This window comes from Flavobacterium psychrotrophum (assembly GCF_003403075.1).
GTDB lineage: Bacteria > Bacteroidota > Bacteroidia > Flavobacteriales > Flavobacteriaceae > Flavobacterium > Flavobacterium psychrotrophum.
Genome location: NZ_CP031557.1, coordinates 3495386 through 3511349, shown reverse-complemented (window position 1 = coordinate 3511349; position 15964 = coordinate 3495386). Strand labels below are relative to the sequence as shown.

Sequence of the window (15964 nt, the reverse complement as noted above, 5' to 3'; positions counted from 1 at the left end):
TACTTTACCATATAAAACATCTTCCCGGATATGAGACCAAAAGCAACTTTAAAACAAATCGCAAAAGAACTAAATGTATCTGTTTCTACCGTATCGAAGGCGCTGAGCAACAGCCCGGAGATTAGCGAGCCTACAAAAATAAAAGTACAGGAATTTGCAAAGCTTAAAAATTATAAGCCTAACAATATTGCTGTAAATCTTAAGAGTAAACGCTCTAAAACCATAGGTGTTATTATACCTAATATCCTTAACCCGTTTTTTGCAAAAGTATTTAGCGGTATAGAAAAAGGCGCTAACGCACGTGGTTATAATGTAATTACATGTATTAGTAACGAGTCGCTTAAAAAAGAGATTGATACTATGGATATGCTTAGCAACGGTACTATAGACGGTTTTATACTTTCTACTGCCGATGAAACGCAAAAGGAGCACGAATTTAAGCACTTTAAAGAGGCGATGGCCGATGATATTCCTATTGTAATGTTCGACAGGATATCTGATGAGGTTAGTTGTGATAAAGTTATTGTAGATGATTATGATTCTGCAGTACATGCTGTAAACCACCTTATAAAAACAGGCTGTAAAAATATTGCATTGCTTAGTAACATAGATAATATGAATATAGGTAGCCTGCGTGCCGAAGGGTATATGGAGGCGCTTAGGCAAAACAATATTCCTATTAATGAAAACCTTATCCTTAGATGCGAGAGCACTGAGGAGCTTGAAGAAAAGTTTGCAGCATTTTTTGATATTAAAGGGAAAAAGATTGACGGCGTTTTTGCGCTTGAAGAGTCTGCATCTGTAGCGGCACACAAAGCGGTATTAAAAGGCGGTTTCCGTATACCGGAAGACGTACAGCTTATTGGCTTTGCCGATGGTGTATGGTCGCGCAGGCTTACGCCAAGCCTTAGTACAGTAAGCCAGCACGGCCCCGAGATTGGTGAGGCTGCTGCCGATTTGCTTATCGACAGGCTTGAAAATAAAGATGAGGTAGCACCTGAGTTTACTACACGCATTATAAAAACCGAATTACGCCAAAGAGAATCTACTAAGAAACTTTAAGGCATTGTCCTTACTTTGGTCAATATATTAAATACAATAACAACATTATACCCGCTAAGCCAGGATGAGCTTAGCGGGCTTGTTGCTTTATTCAGTAGGGTAGAATTATCGCGCGGCGAGATAATAATTCGCGAAGGTTATGTAGAAGACCATTTGTTTTTTATAGAACAGGGTATTGCACGTGCTTATAGCGATGCTACCGATAAGCAGGTTACCTTCTGGTTCGGGATGCCCGGAGATTATATTATATCAGCACATAGTTTTGCAAATAACCGCCCCGGATATGAGAGTATTGAGGTGCTTGAAGACAGTATTATGTACAAAGTAAAGTCAAAAGACCTTATTGCCCTTTTTGAAAAAAATGTTGCCCTGGCCAACTGGGGCAGGAAACTCGCCGAGCGCGAATTGCTAAAGCTGGAAGAAATGTTTATTAAGCGCCAGTTTAAAACCGCATCACAGCTTTATATAGAATTACTGGAGCGTATACCGTCTTTGCCTAATCGGGTGCCTCTTAAATACATTGCCTCTTATCTTGGTATAAGCCAGGTTTCCCTTAGCCGCATAAGGGCTAATGTTGCTAAAGGAACTATTTAACAAATGTAAAATTTGTTGCCGTTTACTACCTGTACATTTGCCTTAATTTAAATGTAAGACAAATGAACTGGATCTATCTTATCCTTGCCGGCCTTTTAGAAATAGGCTTTACATCATCAATGAAACTTTCTAAAAACTTTACCGATTATAAATGGGTTGCAGCCTTTATAGCGTGTATATTACTGAGCTTTTATTTTGTAAATAAAGCTACGCAAACCCTGCCGTTAGGAACGGCCTATGCAGTATGGACAGGTATTGGCGCTTTTGGTACTGTAGTTATGGGCATCATCTTTTTTAATGAACCGGCTACTTTCTGGAGGTTGTTTTTTATAACTACGCTGGTATTGTCTATACTTGGGCTAGTTCTTTGGCGGAGAAGGCGCGTCTGTATAGCTGTTTTTAATAACAAAAAGCCCGGAAAGTATTATGCTTTCCGGGCTTTTTGTTGTTAGAATAAGATTATCTACTGCTTTTTAAAAAAGGTACTGGTGCCATTTTGTTCCAGTGTAAAACCGGTAGGGCTAAATGTCATCTTTACGCCCGATGCGTCGTGTATAAACTCTGTTTCGCTAACCGGCGCTATATAAAAAGTACCCTGCTCATCAGCGTGAACACGTAGCTGTCCTTTTACAAGCGTAACGTTTATGGTAAAAGGTAAATCTTTAGTAGTATAGTTACCCTCATATTTTTTCAGGATGGCATCATCAAGCGTTATCGCATTGAATGACGGAAAACGATAGGGCAGTTTATAGTAGCTGCTCAGTACACCCATCATTATCTCGTTAAAATCAAAATCAAGGCCGTTAGTAATCATTGCCACCGCAAAATTCTCTTTAGGATAGTAACCTACTGTTGAGGTAAAGCCCTCAATACCGCCATTGTGCCCAAAAAACTTGCGCTCTCCAAACGGAAAGTTAACCAGCCCCTTACCATAGCCATTATCTAAAAGGCTCATTAATGCTAATGATTCCGCCGAAACAATCTTGTTGTTAAATAATGCGGTAATAAACTGGGTAAGGTCTTCGGGTGTGCTTTCTAATGCCCCTGCGGCCCCTGCTATACTTTCATGCCATTCAGGCACGCGCTCCCATGCTCCGGTTTCGTAAGAATAGGAATAGGCTTCTTTTTTCTTGGGGTTTATTTTGCCATAGTAGTAGGTGTTTTTTAACCCCACTTTTTTTATGACACGTGTGGTAACATTTTCTTTATAGGATTTGTGTGTAACATCCTGTATAATGTAGCCTAGGAGTATATAGTTACTGTTGCTGTATTCGGCTTTAGTGCCCGGTTCAAAGGCGGCGTTATAGCTGTAAAGACGTTCCAGCATATCGCGGCGGAACATTTGCGAAGTAAATACAAATGTGCTGTCAGTCGTATAGTTGTAAATACCGCTGCTATGGCCCAGCATCTGTGCAATGGTAATCTTGTCAGCATTTTTAATCTTCGGGAAAAACTCTGAAAGCTTGCTCTCCAGTTTTAACTTCTTTTCCTCTACCAGCTGGAAGATTACACACGCAGTAAAAGTCTTGGTAATACTGCCAATTTTATATTTTGTTTGTGGTGTGGCTTTGGTTTCGTGCTCCACATCGCTATATCCGTAGGCTTTACTAAATACTACTTTGTCTTTTTCGCGCAGTGCAATGCTGCCCATAAACTTACCGTTTGCATACAGATAGTTCATAAGGCTGTCAATCTTGGCAAAGCGGCCTTTTTCTGTTTCCTGCCCAAAAGAGAAAACAGTAGCTAAAAGTAAAAGTAGTACAAGTGGTTTTTTCATATAAAAGCGATGTTGCATTAAGCGAATATAATTATTGAGATCCTTCGACTCCGCTGCGCTGCGCTCAGGATGACAAACAAATCTGAGTCATTGCAAGCTAAGGATAATGTTAGGCTTTGTCATTCCGATTGCCGCGGTCGTACCTCCCTCGCAATGACAAGACCTGCGAATCACCGCATTCACAAACTACCCAATTAATGCGCTACAAGCCAGTTTACACCTTCGCCCATGTCAACCTCTAAAGGCACATCAAGCGTAAAGGCATTTTCCATTTCGTGCTTTATCATGGGTTTAATGCGCTCCAGTTCTTCTTTATAAACGTCAAAAACAAGTTCATCGTGTACCTGTAGCAACATTTTGCTTTTCCAGCCTTCATCAACCAGTCGTTTCTGGATGTTTATCATCGCTATTTTAATGATGTCAGCAGCGCTACCCTGTATAGGTGCGTTTACGGCATTACGCTCTGCGGCGCCACGTACTACGGCATTAGCCGAATTAATATCCTTAAGATACCTCCTGCGGCCGGTTATGGTTTTTACGTAGCCATTTTCGCGCGCTATTTCTACCTGCTCACCAATAAATTCTTTCAGGCGGGGGTAGGTTTTATAGTAGGCGTCAATAAGGTCTTTAGACTCTGAACGGGTAAGCGATGTCTGGTTGCTTAGCCCAAATGCCGAAACACCGTACACAATACCAAAGTTTACGGTCTTGGCGTGGCTGCGTTGCTCGCGCGATACTTCTTCCAGTGCCACATTAAATACCTTGGCTGCCGTACTGGCGTGAATGTCTTCCCCGTTCTGGAATGAGCGAATCATCTCAGGGTCGCCACTAAGCGCAGCAATAATACGCAGTTCTATTTGCGAGTAGTCAGCACTTAGTATAGTGTAGTTTTCATCACGGGCTATAAAAGCCTGGCGTATTTTACGGCCACGCTCTGTGCGCACCGGTATGTTTTGTAAGTTAGGATTGTTACTGCTCAGGCGGCCTGTAGCGGCTACAGTTTGCATATAATCGGTATGCACACGATTGGTTACCGGTTTTACCTGTAGCGGAAGCGCATCTACATAAGTGTTCTGCAATTTTACTACCTGGCGCCACTCTAATATATCCTGAACAATAGGGTTGTCTACAGCCAGGTAAGAAAGCACCTCTTCACCGGTGGCATATTGCCCGGTCTTGGTTTTCTTTTGTTTAGTGCCGCCTATCTGTAACTTGTCGAATAATATTTCTCCAAGCTGTTTTGGCGAACCAAGGTTGAACGATTGTCCTGCAGTTTCGTATATGCGCTGCTCTAAAACTTTACTCTCTGCGGCAAGCTCTGCCGAAAGTTCTTTAAGGTAAGGCACATCTAGATTAATACCTTCAGTTTCCATGGCGGCAAGTACCGGCATTAACGGAATTTCTATATTATCAAACAATTCGCGCGTGCCGCTGCTGTCCAGCATCGGGGCAAAAATTTCCATAAGCTGTAGTGTAACATCAGCATCTTCAGCCGCATACTCTTTTACTATTTCTACATCTACATCGCGCATGGTTTTCTGGCCTTTGCCTTTCTTGCCAATAAGCGCCTCAATAGGCATTGGCGAATATTTAAGGTAAGTTTCGGCAAGAATATCCATGCCGTGGCGCATATCCGGATTGATGAGGTAGTGGGCAATCATAGTATCAAAAAACTTGCCTTTTACTACAATACCATAATTAGCCAGTATTTCGAGGTCATACTTAAGGTTTTGCCCCACCTTTTCTATATGCTCAGCCTCAAAGAAGGGCCGGAATTTATCAACCAGTTCCTGTGCTTCGGTTCTGTCAGCCGGAACGGGAACGTAAAATCCTTTGCCTTTTTCCCAAGAGAATGACAATCCTACCAGCTCTGCTGTAAGTGCATCTACACCTGTAGTTTCGGTGTCAAAACTTACTGTGGTTTGTTTTAACAGGTTGCTTATTAAAAATTTTACTGCCATGCCTTCTGCCAGCTGGTAGTGGTGGTCGGTATTTTCGAGAGTGTTGTAAAACGAGTTATGTTCTGTAGCAGGTGTGTCATCGGACTCAAATCCAAAAAGGTTTGTCTGGTTTTCATCCTTTTTGCTGCTTTTTTTAGCTAATGCAGTTGGTGTATCTCCATCATTAAAACCTGGTTCAATAAATGTATTGCCACCATCAAAAAGCTTGTGGTACTGCTCTGCCATGCGGCGAAACTCAAGTTCATTGAATAATTCCTCTACTTTTGGGGTGTCAGGTTTTGTTAGCTCATAATCGTGCTCGTCAAAAGTAACGTTGCAGTCTATAATTATAGTCGCCAGTTTTTTAGAGAGTATCCCAAGTTCTTTATTAGCTTCAATATTTTCGCGCATTTTACCTTTCAGCTCGTGCGTGCTTTCCAGCAGTTTTTCCATGCTGCCATAGTCTTTCAGGAATTTTTTAGCGGTTTTTTCGCCCACACCAGGCAGTCCCGGAATGTTATCTACGGCATCGCCCATCATTCCTAAAAAGTCTATTACCTGCTCAGGACGCTCTATCTCAAAACGGGCTAAAACTTCAGGTACTCCCCAAATTTCGATACCGTTACCCAAACGCGCAGGGCGGTACATAAATATATTTTCAGATACTAATTGTGCAAAATCTTTATCGGGCGTTACCATAAAAACCTGGTATCCCTGTTTCTCTGCCTGTTTGGCTATAGTGCCTATAAGGTCATCCGCTTCGCAGCCTGCTTGCTCAATTACCGGAATGTGCATCGCCTTAAGTATGGCCTGTATATAGGGTACTGCTATCTTAATGGCTTCGGGTGTCTCATCGCGGTTGGCTTTATATTGCACATACATTTCGGTACGCACGGCACTGCCTTCTTTATCAAATGCTACGGCAAGGTGGTCTGGCTTTTCACGCTTTATAACATCAAGCAGCGAATTCATAAACCCAAAAATGGCGCTGGTATCCATGCCTTTTGAGTTGATGCGCGGATTTTTTATAAATGCATAATAGCCGCGAAAGATAAGCGCATAGGCATCAAGCAGGAAAAGTCGTTTTTGCTGAGACATGATCGTTTTTTGTTTGGATGTAAAAATAAACAAACCCACCCACATTAAAAAACGGCTACAGGTTAAATCAAAAAAAGGCAGCGCCCCGCTGCTATAAAAGCCTCAGGGCGCTGTATATATGGAGTTAATAGTTTTTGTTTGGTACATTACAAAACTACGTGTTGTTTAGTGAATAAAAGCTTAAGGAAATTATAGGGATGTGCTAAAGTTTGAGAATCCCCAACGGCCTCACCCCCAACCCCTCTCCGAAGGAGAGGGGTTGGGGGTGAGGCCGGGTTCAGTACCGAAAACAATTGGCGAAATCGTAGTTAATAGCAATCAAGAACATCTGAGTGCAGCTATTCCCCTCTCTTTTGGAGAGGGGCTAGGGGTGAGGCCCGTACTGACACAAAACCTGACACACTATAATATGGCACGTTTTGTGATGCTTCCTGAAGCGTGTGTTTTTATTACACACACCATCACACACACATTAAAATTATGCGTCCTAATTTTCCGCTCATTCTCATTATAACGGCTATTGTAGTTGTACTGGCCGAGTTTTATACCTTTATAGCAGTTAAAGAGGCCACAAAAACCAGATGGATACACTGGGTTTACCTTGCCCTTTCAATAATTATCATTGCTTACATCATTTATTCCTTTACGCAATTTGACCGCCGCAATGGTCAAACACGCCAAAGCCTTTTTACCATTGGGTTGCTTCTTATTACCGTAGTGCCTAAACTTATCATAGCCCTTATTATGCTGGGTGAAGATATTATCAGGTTTATAGGCGGGTGTATCCGTGCATTTGCAGGACAGAGTGGGCAGCCATTTCTGCCGGAGCGCCGCCGGTTTGTAAGCCTTACCGCACTGGGTATTGCCGCAATACCATTCTTGTCGCTATTGTATGGTATGACTAAGGGTAAATACAACTTTAAAGTGCGTAAAACAACCATTACTTTCCCTGACCTGCCGGATGCCTTTGACGGCTTTACGCTTACGCAAATAAGCGACGTGCATAGCGGTAGTTTTGATGATCCTGAAAAAATTTCTTATGCGATAGATCTTATCAATGAGCAAAGCAGCGACCTGATTCTTTTTACCGGAGATATTGTAAATACTCATGCCAAGGAGATGTACCCGTGGCTGGAAACCTTTAACCGTATAGAAAGTGCACCGCTGGGTAAATATGCAGTACTGGGTAACCATGACTATGGCGAATATATAGAGTGGCCTACGCAAAAAGACAAAGACGATAATTTTGAAGCCATAAAAAACCTGTATGGTGATATAGGCTTTAAACTTTTACTTAATGAACACGTAAAGTTGCGCAGGGGCGATGACGAGATTGCTCTTGTAGGTGTTGAGAACTGGGGGCATAATTTTAAAAAAGCGGGCGACCTTAAAAAGGCTGATGCCGGCCTGAAGCCTGAAGATTTTAAAATATTGATGAGCCACGACCCAAGCCATTGGGACCTAGAGGTAAAGGACAGTCCTACAAACATGAATCTTACCCTAAGCGGGCATACACACGGTTTTCAGTTTGGGATAGAAATACCCGGATTTTTAAAATGGAGCCCTGTGCAATATGTTTATAAACAATGGGCCGGGCTGTATGAACACATGGGGCGTTACATTTATGTAAACCGTGGGTTTGGCTTTCATGCCTTTCCCGGGCGTGTGGGCATCTGGCCAGAAATTACTGTTATAACACTAAAAAAAGGTTAATTAGCACCACCGTGTTCTAAAAATATTATATTTGTATGAAAATTTACCAATAAATAGGTTTTTAGAGTACACCAAATACTGCCAAATATGTCAAAATTCGGAGAACTTATTAACTCGACTGTTCCGGTGCTTATTGATTTCTACACAGAGTGGAATGAGCCATCGGTTTCTATGCACCCTGTTATCAGGGATGTAGCGGCTGCACTTGGCGACAGGGCTAAGGTTATTAAAATTGACGTTGATAAAAACCAGGAACTTGCCGATGCACTGCGCATTAAAGGCCTGCCTACACTAATGATCTATAAAGACGGACAGATGGTTTGGCGCCAAAGCGGCGAACTGGATGCCAATACTATTATAGGCCTGGTACGCGAGCAGGTTTAATAGGGCAGCAGCCCAAACCGGTAACCTTCCTTCTTTAAATATTCTATAGCGCGCGGTAATGCATACTGCATATTTTTCTGTGCCTTAAGGCTGTCGTGAAAAATAATGATGCTGCCTGTTGTGGTATTGTCTATAACATTTTTCAGGCACTTTTCAGGCGAAATCGTTTGGTCGAAATCAGCGCTTAAAACATCCCACATTATAAGCTTAAATCCTTTATGCCTTAAGGCAGAAGCCTGCCTGCCTGATATCTTGCCGTAGGGTGGGCGAAACAGGCATGTGCCATTACCTTTGTACTTTTTAATAGCTTCCTGGCACAGGTCAGTATTGGCTAAATAAATAGTGTCGTCTGCGCTCCAGCCGTTAAGGTGGTTGTAGGTATGATTGCCTACGGCATGTCCCGCTTCCAGTATTTGTTTAAAGGTTTCGGGGTTTTTGTCTATGTTATCACCTATGCAAAAAAATGTGGCTTTAATGTCATGTTTTTTAAGGATATCCAGCACCCATGGGGTGACTTCAGGTATGGGGCCATCGTCAAAAGTAAGATACACAGTTTTTTCGCGGCGTGCCACATTCCAGATGAAGCCGCCGAAAAACTTCTTAATAAACCAACGTGTTTTTACCCAGTAAAATGTCATAATACTTCTAAAAAAAGATGCAGCCCGTAAGCTGCATCCCAAATATACTTAATAATATTTTATCTATTCGTTTTCGCGTTTGTAACGGGCAAACTTCTGGTTAAGGTTGTTAAACTCTTTACGCGCGTTGTTGTAATAAGCGTCATCACCATTTTCTTTAGCGATAAGCAGCAGGCTGCGGTAACGCTCTATGTCAGTAACAATATCTATCCTTATGTACTGCTGGTCAGACTGCGAAACACCGCTGTAGAACTTGAGGTTTTCCTGATATTTTGTTATCAGCTGATCTAAAAGTTTGTGTGCATTTGCTTTGTCATTAAGCTCATAATAGCCTGTAATAAATGGCTCCAGTAGTGTGTAGTACCCAAAGTACTGTACCGGCATTTTATCCATAGCCAGGTCTATAATTTTCTTGGCGCGCACTTTATCACCTTCGTCTATTAGCGCCTGCATAAGCCTTGCCATGTTTGTACGGTAGGTAATACTGTTTTTGCGCGTTTCAGGGTCATGGTAAATGTCCGGGCTGTTGCTGTTGCCCCATTCCCAACCCATCACGATGTCGTACATCTTGTTGGTGTCAATATGGCCCATATCAAGTGGGCTGCCGTCTTCAGGTATTGCTGTTCTTACCGGTACAAGTTTGTACACAAGGCCATCCAGCTGAAGGTAATCTTTCATCCACAGGTAATCGTCGTCGCCAAAGCTGCCGCCTGTAAAATAGATAGGGCGTTTCCAGTTGTTGTTGTAAACGATATCTAGCATCATAAGGCGGTTTTTGTACAATGCATCACCTTTAATATCAATGTCAATATATGGAACAATACTATCATTAAGCGCAGGCGAAACCACCTTGTTCTTAATTATTTCATTTTTGTCTATCGTAAGCCTTACTTTATTAGTAGGGTAGAAGTTTACAAAATGGCCGTTGTTAAGCTCGCGCTTAAGTCTCTGGTCATCACTACCCAGAAAGTTAAGGAAATCTTTCATTTCCCAACGCTTCTCGGTGTTAGGAATGTGCAGCATATAATCGCGCGTACCCTGCTTGTACTGGTCGTGTTTAAAGCTTATAGGCATTGGCTCACTTTCATAAGCTTTGCGTTTCATCTGGTCAATATACCAGTCGGTCATAAACAGGCTGGTGTTTACAATACGCACGTCTGTACGGAAACCTTCTACCTCCTGCGCATACCATAGCGGGAAGGTGTCATTATCTCCGATGGTAAATAGTATTGCATTTTGATCGCAGGACGAAAGATACGCCTTGGCCATAGCAAGGGCAGTATAGCGGCCAGAACGGTTGTGGTCGTCCCAGTTTTGACTCGCCAGTAGTATTGGTGCCGCTAAAAGGCACACCGCAGTAACCACCGGTGTAGCTATTTTAGCCGACATGAATTGTTTTATCCAGTCGTAAATGGCATATACGCCAAACCCAAGCCACATAGCAAAAATGTAGAATGATCCTACCAGTGCATAATCCCTTTCACGTGGTTCAAATGGCCTTTCGTTCAGGTATATTTTAAGGGCAATACCTGTAAACAGGAATAATATAAGCAATACATAAAAGCTTTTAGAATCTCGGCTTGCATGCCATCCTAAGCCGATACAGGCAAGGATAAAAGGAATCAGGTAATAAGTATTGCGCCCTTTGTTATCTGCCTGGTCAGACGGCAGGTTGTCCTGGCTGCCCAGCCTGATTTCGTCAAGCGGCTTAATGCCCGATATCCAGTTGCCGTCAAGGTCATCATAACGCCCCTGTATGTCATTTTGCCTACCGGCGAAGTTCCACATCAGGTAACGACCATACATATAGCCAAACTGGTACTCAAACATAAACTTCATGTTATCTGTAAACGATGGCTTTTCGATGATAAGGTAACGGCTGTAGCTGTTCAGGAATTTGTTATAATCATCATAATCCATCTGCCCACTGTGGAAAGAAGCCCTGAATTCGTTTATAACACCTTCAATATTTCCACGGGCTTCGGCAATTGCACCGCCCAGTTCTTCTTCGCTCAGCTTATCCAGCGGAAGCCCCATGCGGTACAGGTCTTCAGAGAAATCGTAATTAGGGTCTATCCTGAACGATGGCGGGCCTGTAAAACTCATGTAGTTAGCAGCATTGTCAGGGTTCCACATACGTGGCATAAAGCCTTTGTGGTTATCGTCAGTATTTTGCTTGGCGTTTTTATAATCGTTTACAATTATATATTTGCCTGTAGCATAATCCCTTTGGTAGTTAGGTTTTTCATCTTCATACGGGTGCTCTGCATCAAGGCCACTGTAAGTATCTGTATACATAGCGCCAAAAAACAGCTTTTGCTCGCCATACTGCTCACGGTTATAGTAAGCAAGTACTTCAGCAGCATCACTTGGTTTATTTTCGTTAATAACCACATCTGCATTAGCGCGGATGGGCAGCATAAGCCAGGTGCTGAAACCGATGAATATAAACAGGATGCAAAGAATCAGGGTGTTGTAAAGCCCGTAGCCTTTCTTTTTTGTGAAGCTAAGGCCAAAGTAAAACAGCGCTATTATGGCAACAAAAACAAATATGGTACCCGAGTTAAATGGCAGGCCAAGTGAGTTAACCATAAAGATTTCTGTCTTACCAAAAAGGGCAAGCGTGTAAGGTAAAAGGAGCTTGAATACAAACAGCAGTATTGCAATAATTACAATGTTTGCAATGATAAAGCTCTTAACCGTAACGGTTTTGTAATTTTTAAAGAAGTAAACAAAACCTATGCTTGGTATGGCAAGTATTGCCATAAAGTGTACACCAAAAGAAAGGCCTATTACCAGCGATATTACCAGCAGCCATTTATTGCCGCGTGGTGTACCCATATCTTCGCCCCAGCGCAGGCCAAGCCATAACAATAGTGCTATGAATAGCGATGCCATAGCATATACCTCTGCCTCGGTGGCATTGAACCAAAAACTATCGGTAAAGGTAAAGGCTAATGACCCTACGGCTGATGCGCAAAGGATGGCGATATAGTTGTCTTTGTTTAATTCAGAGAATTTTGCAACTACATTTTTCAGGACAATGGTACTTGACCAGTACATGAAAAGTATGGTAAATGCACTCGAAAATACCGAAACCATGTTAACCATTAATGCTATTTTTTCTTTAGAAAAAGCAAACATAGCAAATACGGCACCCAGCATCTGGAACAGTGGTGCTCCCGGCGGGTGGCCTACTTCAAGTTTTTCTGCTGTGGGAATGTACTCACCGCAATCCCAAAAACTAAGGGTAGGCTCTACGGTAAGCGAATAAACAAGTAGCGCAATGGCAAAAACAGACCACCCAAGGATGGTATTCCATTTTTTGAAATCGAATTGTGTCATGTATGGTGAATTATCCTGGATATAAATTCTAACTGCAAAGAAACTATTTTTTTACCAATGAGAAAGTGTATTGCTGTATTTTATATAAAAAACGGCGGCATTAAGTGCCGCCGTCATAATCTGTTTATATCTCGTTTTCCCGCCCAAAACGTGCAAACCATCTGTTGCGGTCGTTAAACTCTTTTTTGGCAACGTTATAAAATGCGGTGTCGCCATTTTCTTTCATAACCCAGAGCAGGCTGCGGTAGCGCTCTATCTCGGTTACAATACTTCGGGCTTCGTCGTTTTGCATTGCCATTGGCAGCGATTTGTAATAATTAAGACTGTCGTGGTATTTTGTAGTAAGCTTAGCAAGCAGCGCACGGGCTTTTTCTTTTTCGCCCACGCGATAATAGCCATCGGCAAATGGTTCTGCTAGTGTATAAAAGCCAAAATCATCTACCGGCATTTTTTCCATCGCAAGCTCAATAATCTCTTTTGCCTTTAATGTTTTATTCTCGGTAATCAGCGTATCCATAAGGCGTGCCATTGTACTGCGGAAGGCTATGCCGTTGTGGCGCGTTTCTGGGTCGTGATAAATTTTAGGGCTGCCGCTGTTACCCCAGTCCCATTTCTTAACGCTGTCGTAGCTTTTTTCGCTGTCTACATAGCCCATGTCCATCATGCTGCCGTCTTCCGGCAGTGGTGTTTTTACAGGAACCAGCTTATAAGCCATGCCCTGCACCTGCAGGTAATCTTTCATCCATGCAAAATCAGCATCATCAGCGGTACGGCCTGCAAAGTAAACAGGACGGTCCCAGTTGTTGTTGCGGATAATATCAAGCATTACCATGCCGCTTTTGTAAATGGCACTTTGAGGCAGGTCTACATCTATAGTGTTTACAATAGAGTCATATTTTTCGGGCCCTACAACATGGTTTTTAATAATCTTATCGCGGTTAACCGGGAAGCTAATTTTATTAGTAGGGTAAATGTGTGCCCATTGCCCGCTTTGCATTTGTGCCATGGCGCGCTCATCATCCAGGTGGGCAAACTTCATAAAATCATTAACGTCTATGCGCTTGTCGGTGCGTGGGTCGTAGATCATATAATCGCGGGTACCTGCCCTGTATTGTTCATGTGTAAACGATATGGGCATGGGTGCCGATTTGTAGGCACGCTGCTTCATCATGTCGATATACCAGTCTGCATGGAGCAGCGTAGTGCACACAATGCGCACATCGGTACGGTAACCTTCAATTTCCTGTGCATACCATAGCGGGAAAGTGTCGTTATCGCCTATGGTAAACAGTATGGCATTTTCATCGCAACTGTCTAGGTAGGCTTTAGCCATGGCTACGGCAGTGTAGCGGTCAGACCTGTCGTGGTCGTCCCAGTTTTGTGTGGCCATAAGTACAGGTACAGCAAATACCGTAGTGATTAAAACCATAGGCAGGGCAATTGCGGGTTTTGCATATTTTTGGGCAGCACGGTACAATGCGTAAGCGCCAAAAGCAATCCAGATGGCAAACACATAGAACGACCCTACAAGGGCATAATCGCGTTCGCGCACTTCAAACGGCTTTTCGTTAAGGAATATCTTAAGTGCTATCCCTGTAAACAGGAACAATACCAGTAGCACATAAAAACTCTTGGCGTTTTTTCGGGCGTGGTACACCAGACCGATAATGCCAAGTATCAGCGGAAGCATATAGTAAATATTACGCCCCTTGTTTTTAAGCATATCCTGGGTAATGTTGGTTTGTGGGCCAAGCCTTGCTTCGTCTATAAAATCGATACCGCTCATCCAGTTCCCGTTCATGCGGTCATAAAGTCCCTGCTCATCGCCCTGGCGGCCAGAGAAATTCCACATAAGGTAACGCAGGTACATATAGCCAAACTGGTAATCGAACATAAAGGCCATGTTTTGCGCAAACGTAGGCTTGTCTACAACAAGGTAGCGGCTATAGCTGCGCAAAAACTTGTCGTACTCTTTATTGCCTATGTCGCCTTTAGCGTAAGCAGCTTTAAATTCGGTAATGATGTTTTCCAGTTGCGTACGTGCCTGTGCTAAAGCAATACCTGCTTGCTCATCGGTAAGTTTGTTAATGTCGATACCACCTTCTGCAAGGTCGCGGCTAAAATCGTAGTCAAGGTTGATCTTAAACGTAGGAGCTCCTGCAAATGCCATATAATTCGCCGCCGATTTTTCATTTGCCATGCGGGGCAAAAAGCCTTTTTGGGCGTCATCAAAATTTTGGCGTGCGTTTTTGTAATTGTTTACAATCTCATATTTGCCGGTAGTGTAGTTGCGCTCGTAGTTAGGCTTATCGTCTGCATACGGCTGGTTTTTGTCAAGGTCAGCATATACCTCAGTATATAAGGGGCCGTATAATGTTTTTTGCTCCGGGTACTGCTCGCGGTTGTAGTAGGCAAGAAGCTCGGCAGCGTTGTAGGGGTTGTCTTCGTTAAGTACCACGTGGGCATTGGCACGTATAGGCAGCATAAGCCATGTAGATGCGCCAATAAGTATAAACAGCACGCACAGTAATGCGGTGTTGTAAAGTGGTAGCTGTCTTTTGCGCGTAAAGCGTAGCCCAAAGTAAAATGCCGCTATAAGTGCTGCAAAAACAAAGATGGTGCCTGAGTTAAAAGGCAGGCCAAGGCTGTTTACTATAAAAATTTCGGTTTTGCCAAACAATGCCATGGTGTATGGCATAAGGAACGCAAAAACAAAGAACAGCAAGGCTACTATAGCAATGTTAGCAATGATGAAATTCTTTATCGTGATTTTTTGATAGTTCTTAAAGTAATAGATAAGCCCTAAAGAGGGGATGGTAAGCAGTGCCATAAAGTGCACGCCAAAAGATAAGCCTACAAGCAATGCTATTAAAAGTAGCCAGCGGTTACCGTTAGGTGTGTGCATTTCTTTACCCCAGCGCAGACCTGCCCATAATATAAGGGCTATAAAAAGCGATGCCATGGCATAAACCTCTGCCTCGGTAGCGCTAAACCAAAAGCTGTCTGAAAATAAAAAAGCAAGGCTGCCCACGGCAGCTGCCCCCAGTATCATAAAATCATTTCGTTTGTCTACAGACGTATCGTTTACGGTAAGCTCACTTAGTACAATTGTAAGTGACCAAAACAGGAACAACACAGTAAAGGCGCTCGAAAGCACCGAAACCATATTAACGGTAAAGGCTATTTGTGACGGCGATGATGCAAAAGTTGCAAAAACGGCACCCAGCATCTGGAAGAGGGGAGCACCCGGTGGATGGCCTACCTGCAGTTTGGCGCTAGTAGAAATATATTCGCCGCAATCCCAAAAACTGAGCGATGGCTCTACGGTAAGGCTATAAACCAGTAGTGCAGTAAAAAAAATACACCATCCGGCAATGTTATTCCATCTTTTAAAGTCGAAATGTTTCATGTTG

At 42.9% G+C, this 15964-nt stretch carries 10 protein-coding genes; 5 read left to right on the top strand and 5 right to left on the bottom strand.

The window, feature by feature from the left end:
* The first annotated feature begins 30 nt into the window (after window positions 1–30).
* The 3 genes from DYH63_RS15045 (at window position 31) to DYH63_RS15035 (ending at window position 2108) form a co-directional block, all read left to right on the top strand.
* Complete coding sequence (locus DYH63_RS15045; RefSeq protein ID WP_116789570.1) at window positions 31–1062, top strand: LacI family DNA-binding transcriptional regulator; 1032 nt, start codon at window positions 31–33, stop codon at window positions 1060–1062.
* Between the two features lie 15 nt (window positions 1063–1077).
* Entirely contained in the window at window positions 1078–1656 is a 579-nt protein-coding gene (locus DYH63_RS15040) for a Crp/Fnr family transcriptional regulator (protein WP_116789569.1), read from the top strand.
* Window positions 1657–1718: 62 nt separating this feature from the next.
* Window positions 1719–2108 (top strand): DMT family transporter, encoded by a 390-nt coding sequence (locus tag DYH63_RS15035; protein WP_116789568.1) that lies wholly within the window; start codon window positions 1719–1721, stop codon window positions 2106–2108.
* 11 nt (window positions 2109–2119) lie between these two features.
* On the opposite strand, the gene DYH63_RS15030 is transcribed toward DYH63_RS15035, so the two are convergent.
* On the bottom strand, window positions 2120–3433 hold the full coding sequence (locus tag DYH63_RS15030; protein ID WP_162927050.1) for a serine hydrolase domain-containing protein: 1314 nt from the start codon (window positions 3431–3433) through the stop codon (window positions 2120–2122).
* A 194-nt stretch (window positions 3434–3627) separates the two neighbouring features.
* The gene (gene polA, locus DYH63_RS15025; protein ID WP_116789566.1) at window positions 3628–6471 is read right to left on the bottom strand and encodes a DNA polymerase I; all 2844 of its coding nucleotides are present in this window, start codon (window positions 6469–6471) and stop codon (window positions 3628–3630) included.
* 480 nt (window positions 6472–6951) lie between these two features.
* Here polA and DYH63_RS15020 point away from each other — a divergent pair, with 480 nt between their 5' ends.
* Both DYH63_RS15020 and DYH63_RS15015 read left to right on the top strand, forming a co-directional pair.
* Complete coding sequence (locus DYH63_RS15020) at window positions 6952–8184, top strand: metallophosphoesterase (protein WP_116789565.1); 1233 nt, start codon at window positions 6952–6954, stop codon at window positions 8182–8184.
* Window positions 8185–8271: 87 nt separating this feature from the next.
* On the top strand, window positions 8272–8568 hold the full coding sequence (locus DYH63_RS15015; protein WP_116789564.1) for a thioredoxin family protein: 297 nt from the start codon (window positions 8272–8274) through the stop codon (window positions 8566–8568).
* Here DYH63_RS15015 and DYH63_RS15010 read toward each other — a convergent pair.
* The 3 genes from DYH63_RS15010 to DYH63_RS15000 all read right to left on the bottom strand — a co-directional run bounded on the left by DYH63_RS15010 (window position 8565) and on the right by DYH63_RS15000 (window position 15960).
* Window positions 8565–9206: a polysaccharide deacetylase family protein gene (locus DYH63_RS15010; RefSeq protein ID WP_116789563.1), complete on the bottom strand. Its 642-nt coding sequence runs from the start codon at window positions 9204–9206 to the stop codon at window positions 8565–8567. The two genes, DYH63_RS15015 and DYH63_RS15010, sit on opposite strands and share 4 nt — an antisense overlap.
* Before the next feature lie 63 nt (window positions 9207–9269).
* Window positions 9270–12551 carry a glycosyltransferase family 117 protein gene (locus DYH63_RS15005; protein ID WP_116789562.1) on the bottom strand — a complete coding sequence of 1094 codons (3282 nt, stop codon included), beginning with the start codon at window positions 12549–12551 and terminating at the stop codon, window positions 9270–9272.
* A 124-nt stretch (window positions 12552–12675) separates the two neighbouring features.
* On the bottom strand, window positions 12676–15960 hold the full coding sequence (locus tag DYH63_RS15000; protein ID WP_116790863.1) for a protein O-mannosyl-transferase family: 3285 nt from the start codon (window positions 15958–15960) through the stop codon (window positions 12676–12678).
* Between the last annotated feature and the right edge of the window lie 4 nt (window positions 15961–15964).

What these genes read in the sequence shown, in the direction of transcription:
- DYH63_RS15005 (WP_116789562.1), bottom strand. Translation starts at nt 12,551, where the DNA reads ATGACACAATTCGATTTCAAAAAATGGAATACCATCCTTGGGTGGTCT.
- DYH63_RS15045 (WP_116789570.1), top strand. Translation starts at nt 31, where the DNA reads ATGAGACCAAAAGCAACTTTAAAACAAATCGCAAAAGAACTAAATGTA.
- DYH63_RS15035 (WP_116789568.1), top strand. Translation starts at nt 1,719, where the DNA reads ATGAACTGGATCTATCTTATCCTTGCCGGCCTTTTAGAAATAGGCTTT.
- DYH63_RS15020 (WP_116789565.1), top strand. Translation starts at nt 6,952, where the DNA reads ATGCGTCCTAATTTTCCGCTCATTCTCATTATAACGGCTATTGTAGTT.
- polA (WP_116789566.1), bottom strand. Translation starts at nt 6,471, where the DNA reads ATGTCTCAGCAAAAACGACTTTTCCTGCTTGATGCCTATGCGCTTATC.
- DYH63_RS15000 (WP_116790863.1), bottom strand. Translation starts at nt 15,960, where the DNA reads ATGAAACATTTCGACTTTAAAAGATGGAATAACATTGCCGGATGGTGT.
- DYH63_RS15015 (WP_116789564.1), top strand. Translation starts at nt 8,272, where the DNA reads ATGTCAAAATTCGGAGAACTTATTAACTCGACTGTTCCGGTGCTTATT.
- DYH63_RS15010 (WP_116789563.1), bottom strand. Translation starts at nt 9,206, where the DNA reads ATGACATTTTACTGGGTAAAAACACGTTGGTTTATTAAGAAGTTTTTC.
- DYH63_RS15030 (WP_162927050.1), bottom strand. Translation starts at nt 3,433, where the DNA reads ATGAAAAAACCACTTGTACTACTTTTACTTTTAGCTACTGTTTTCTCT.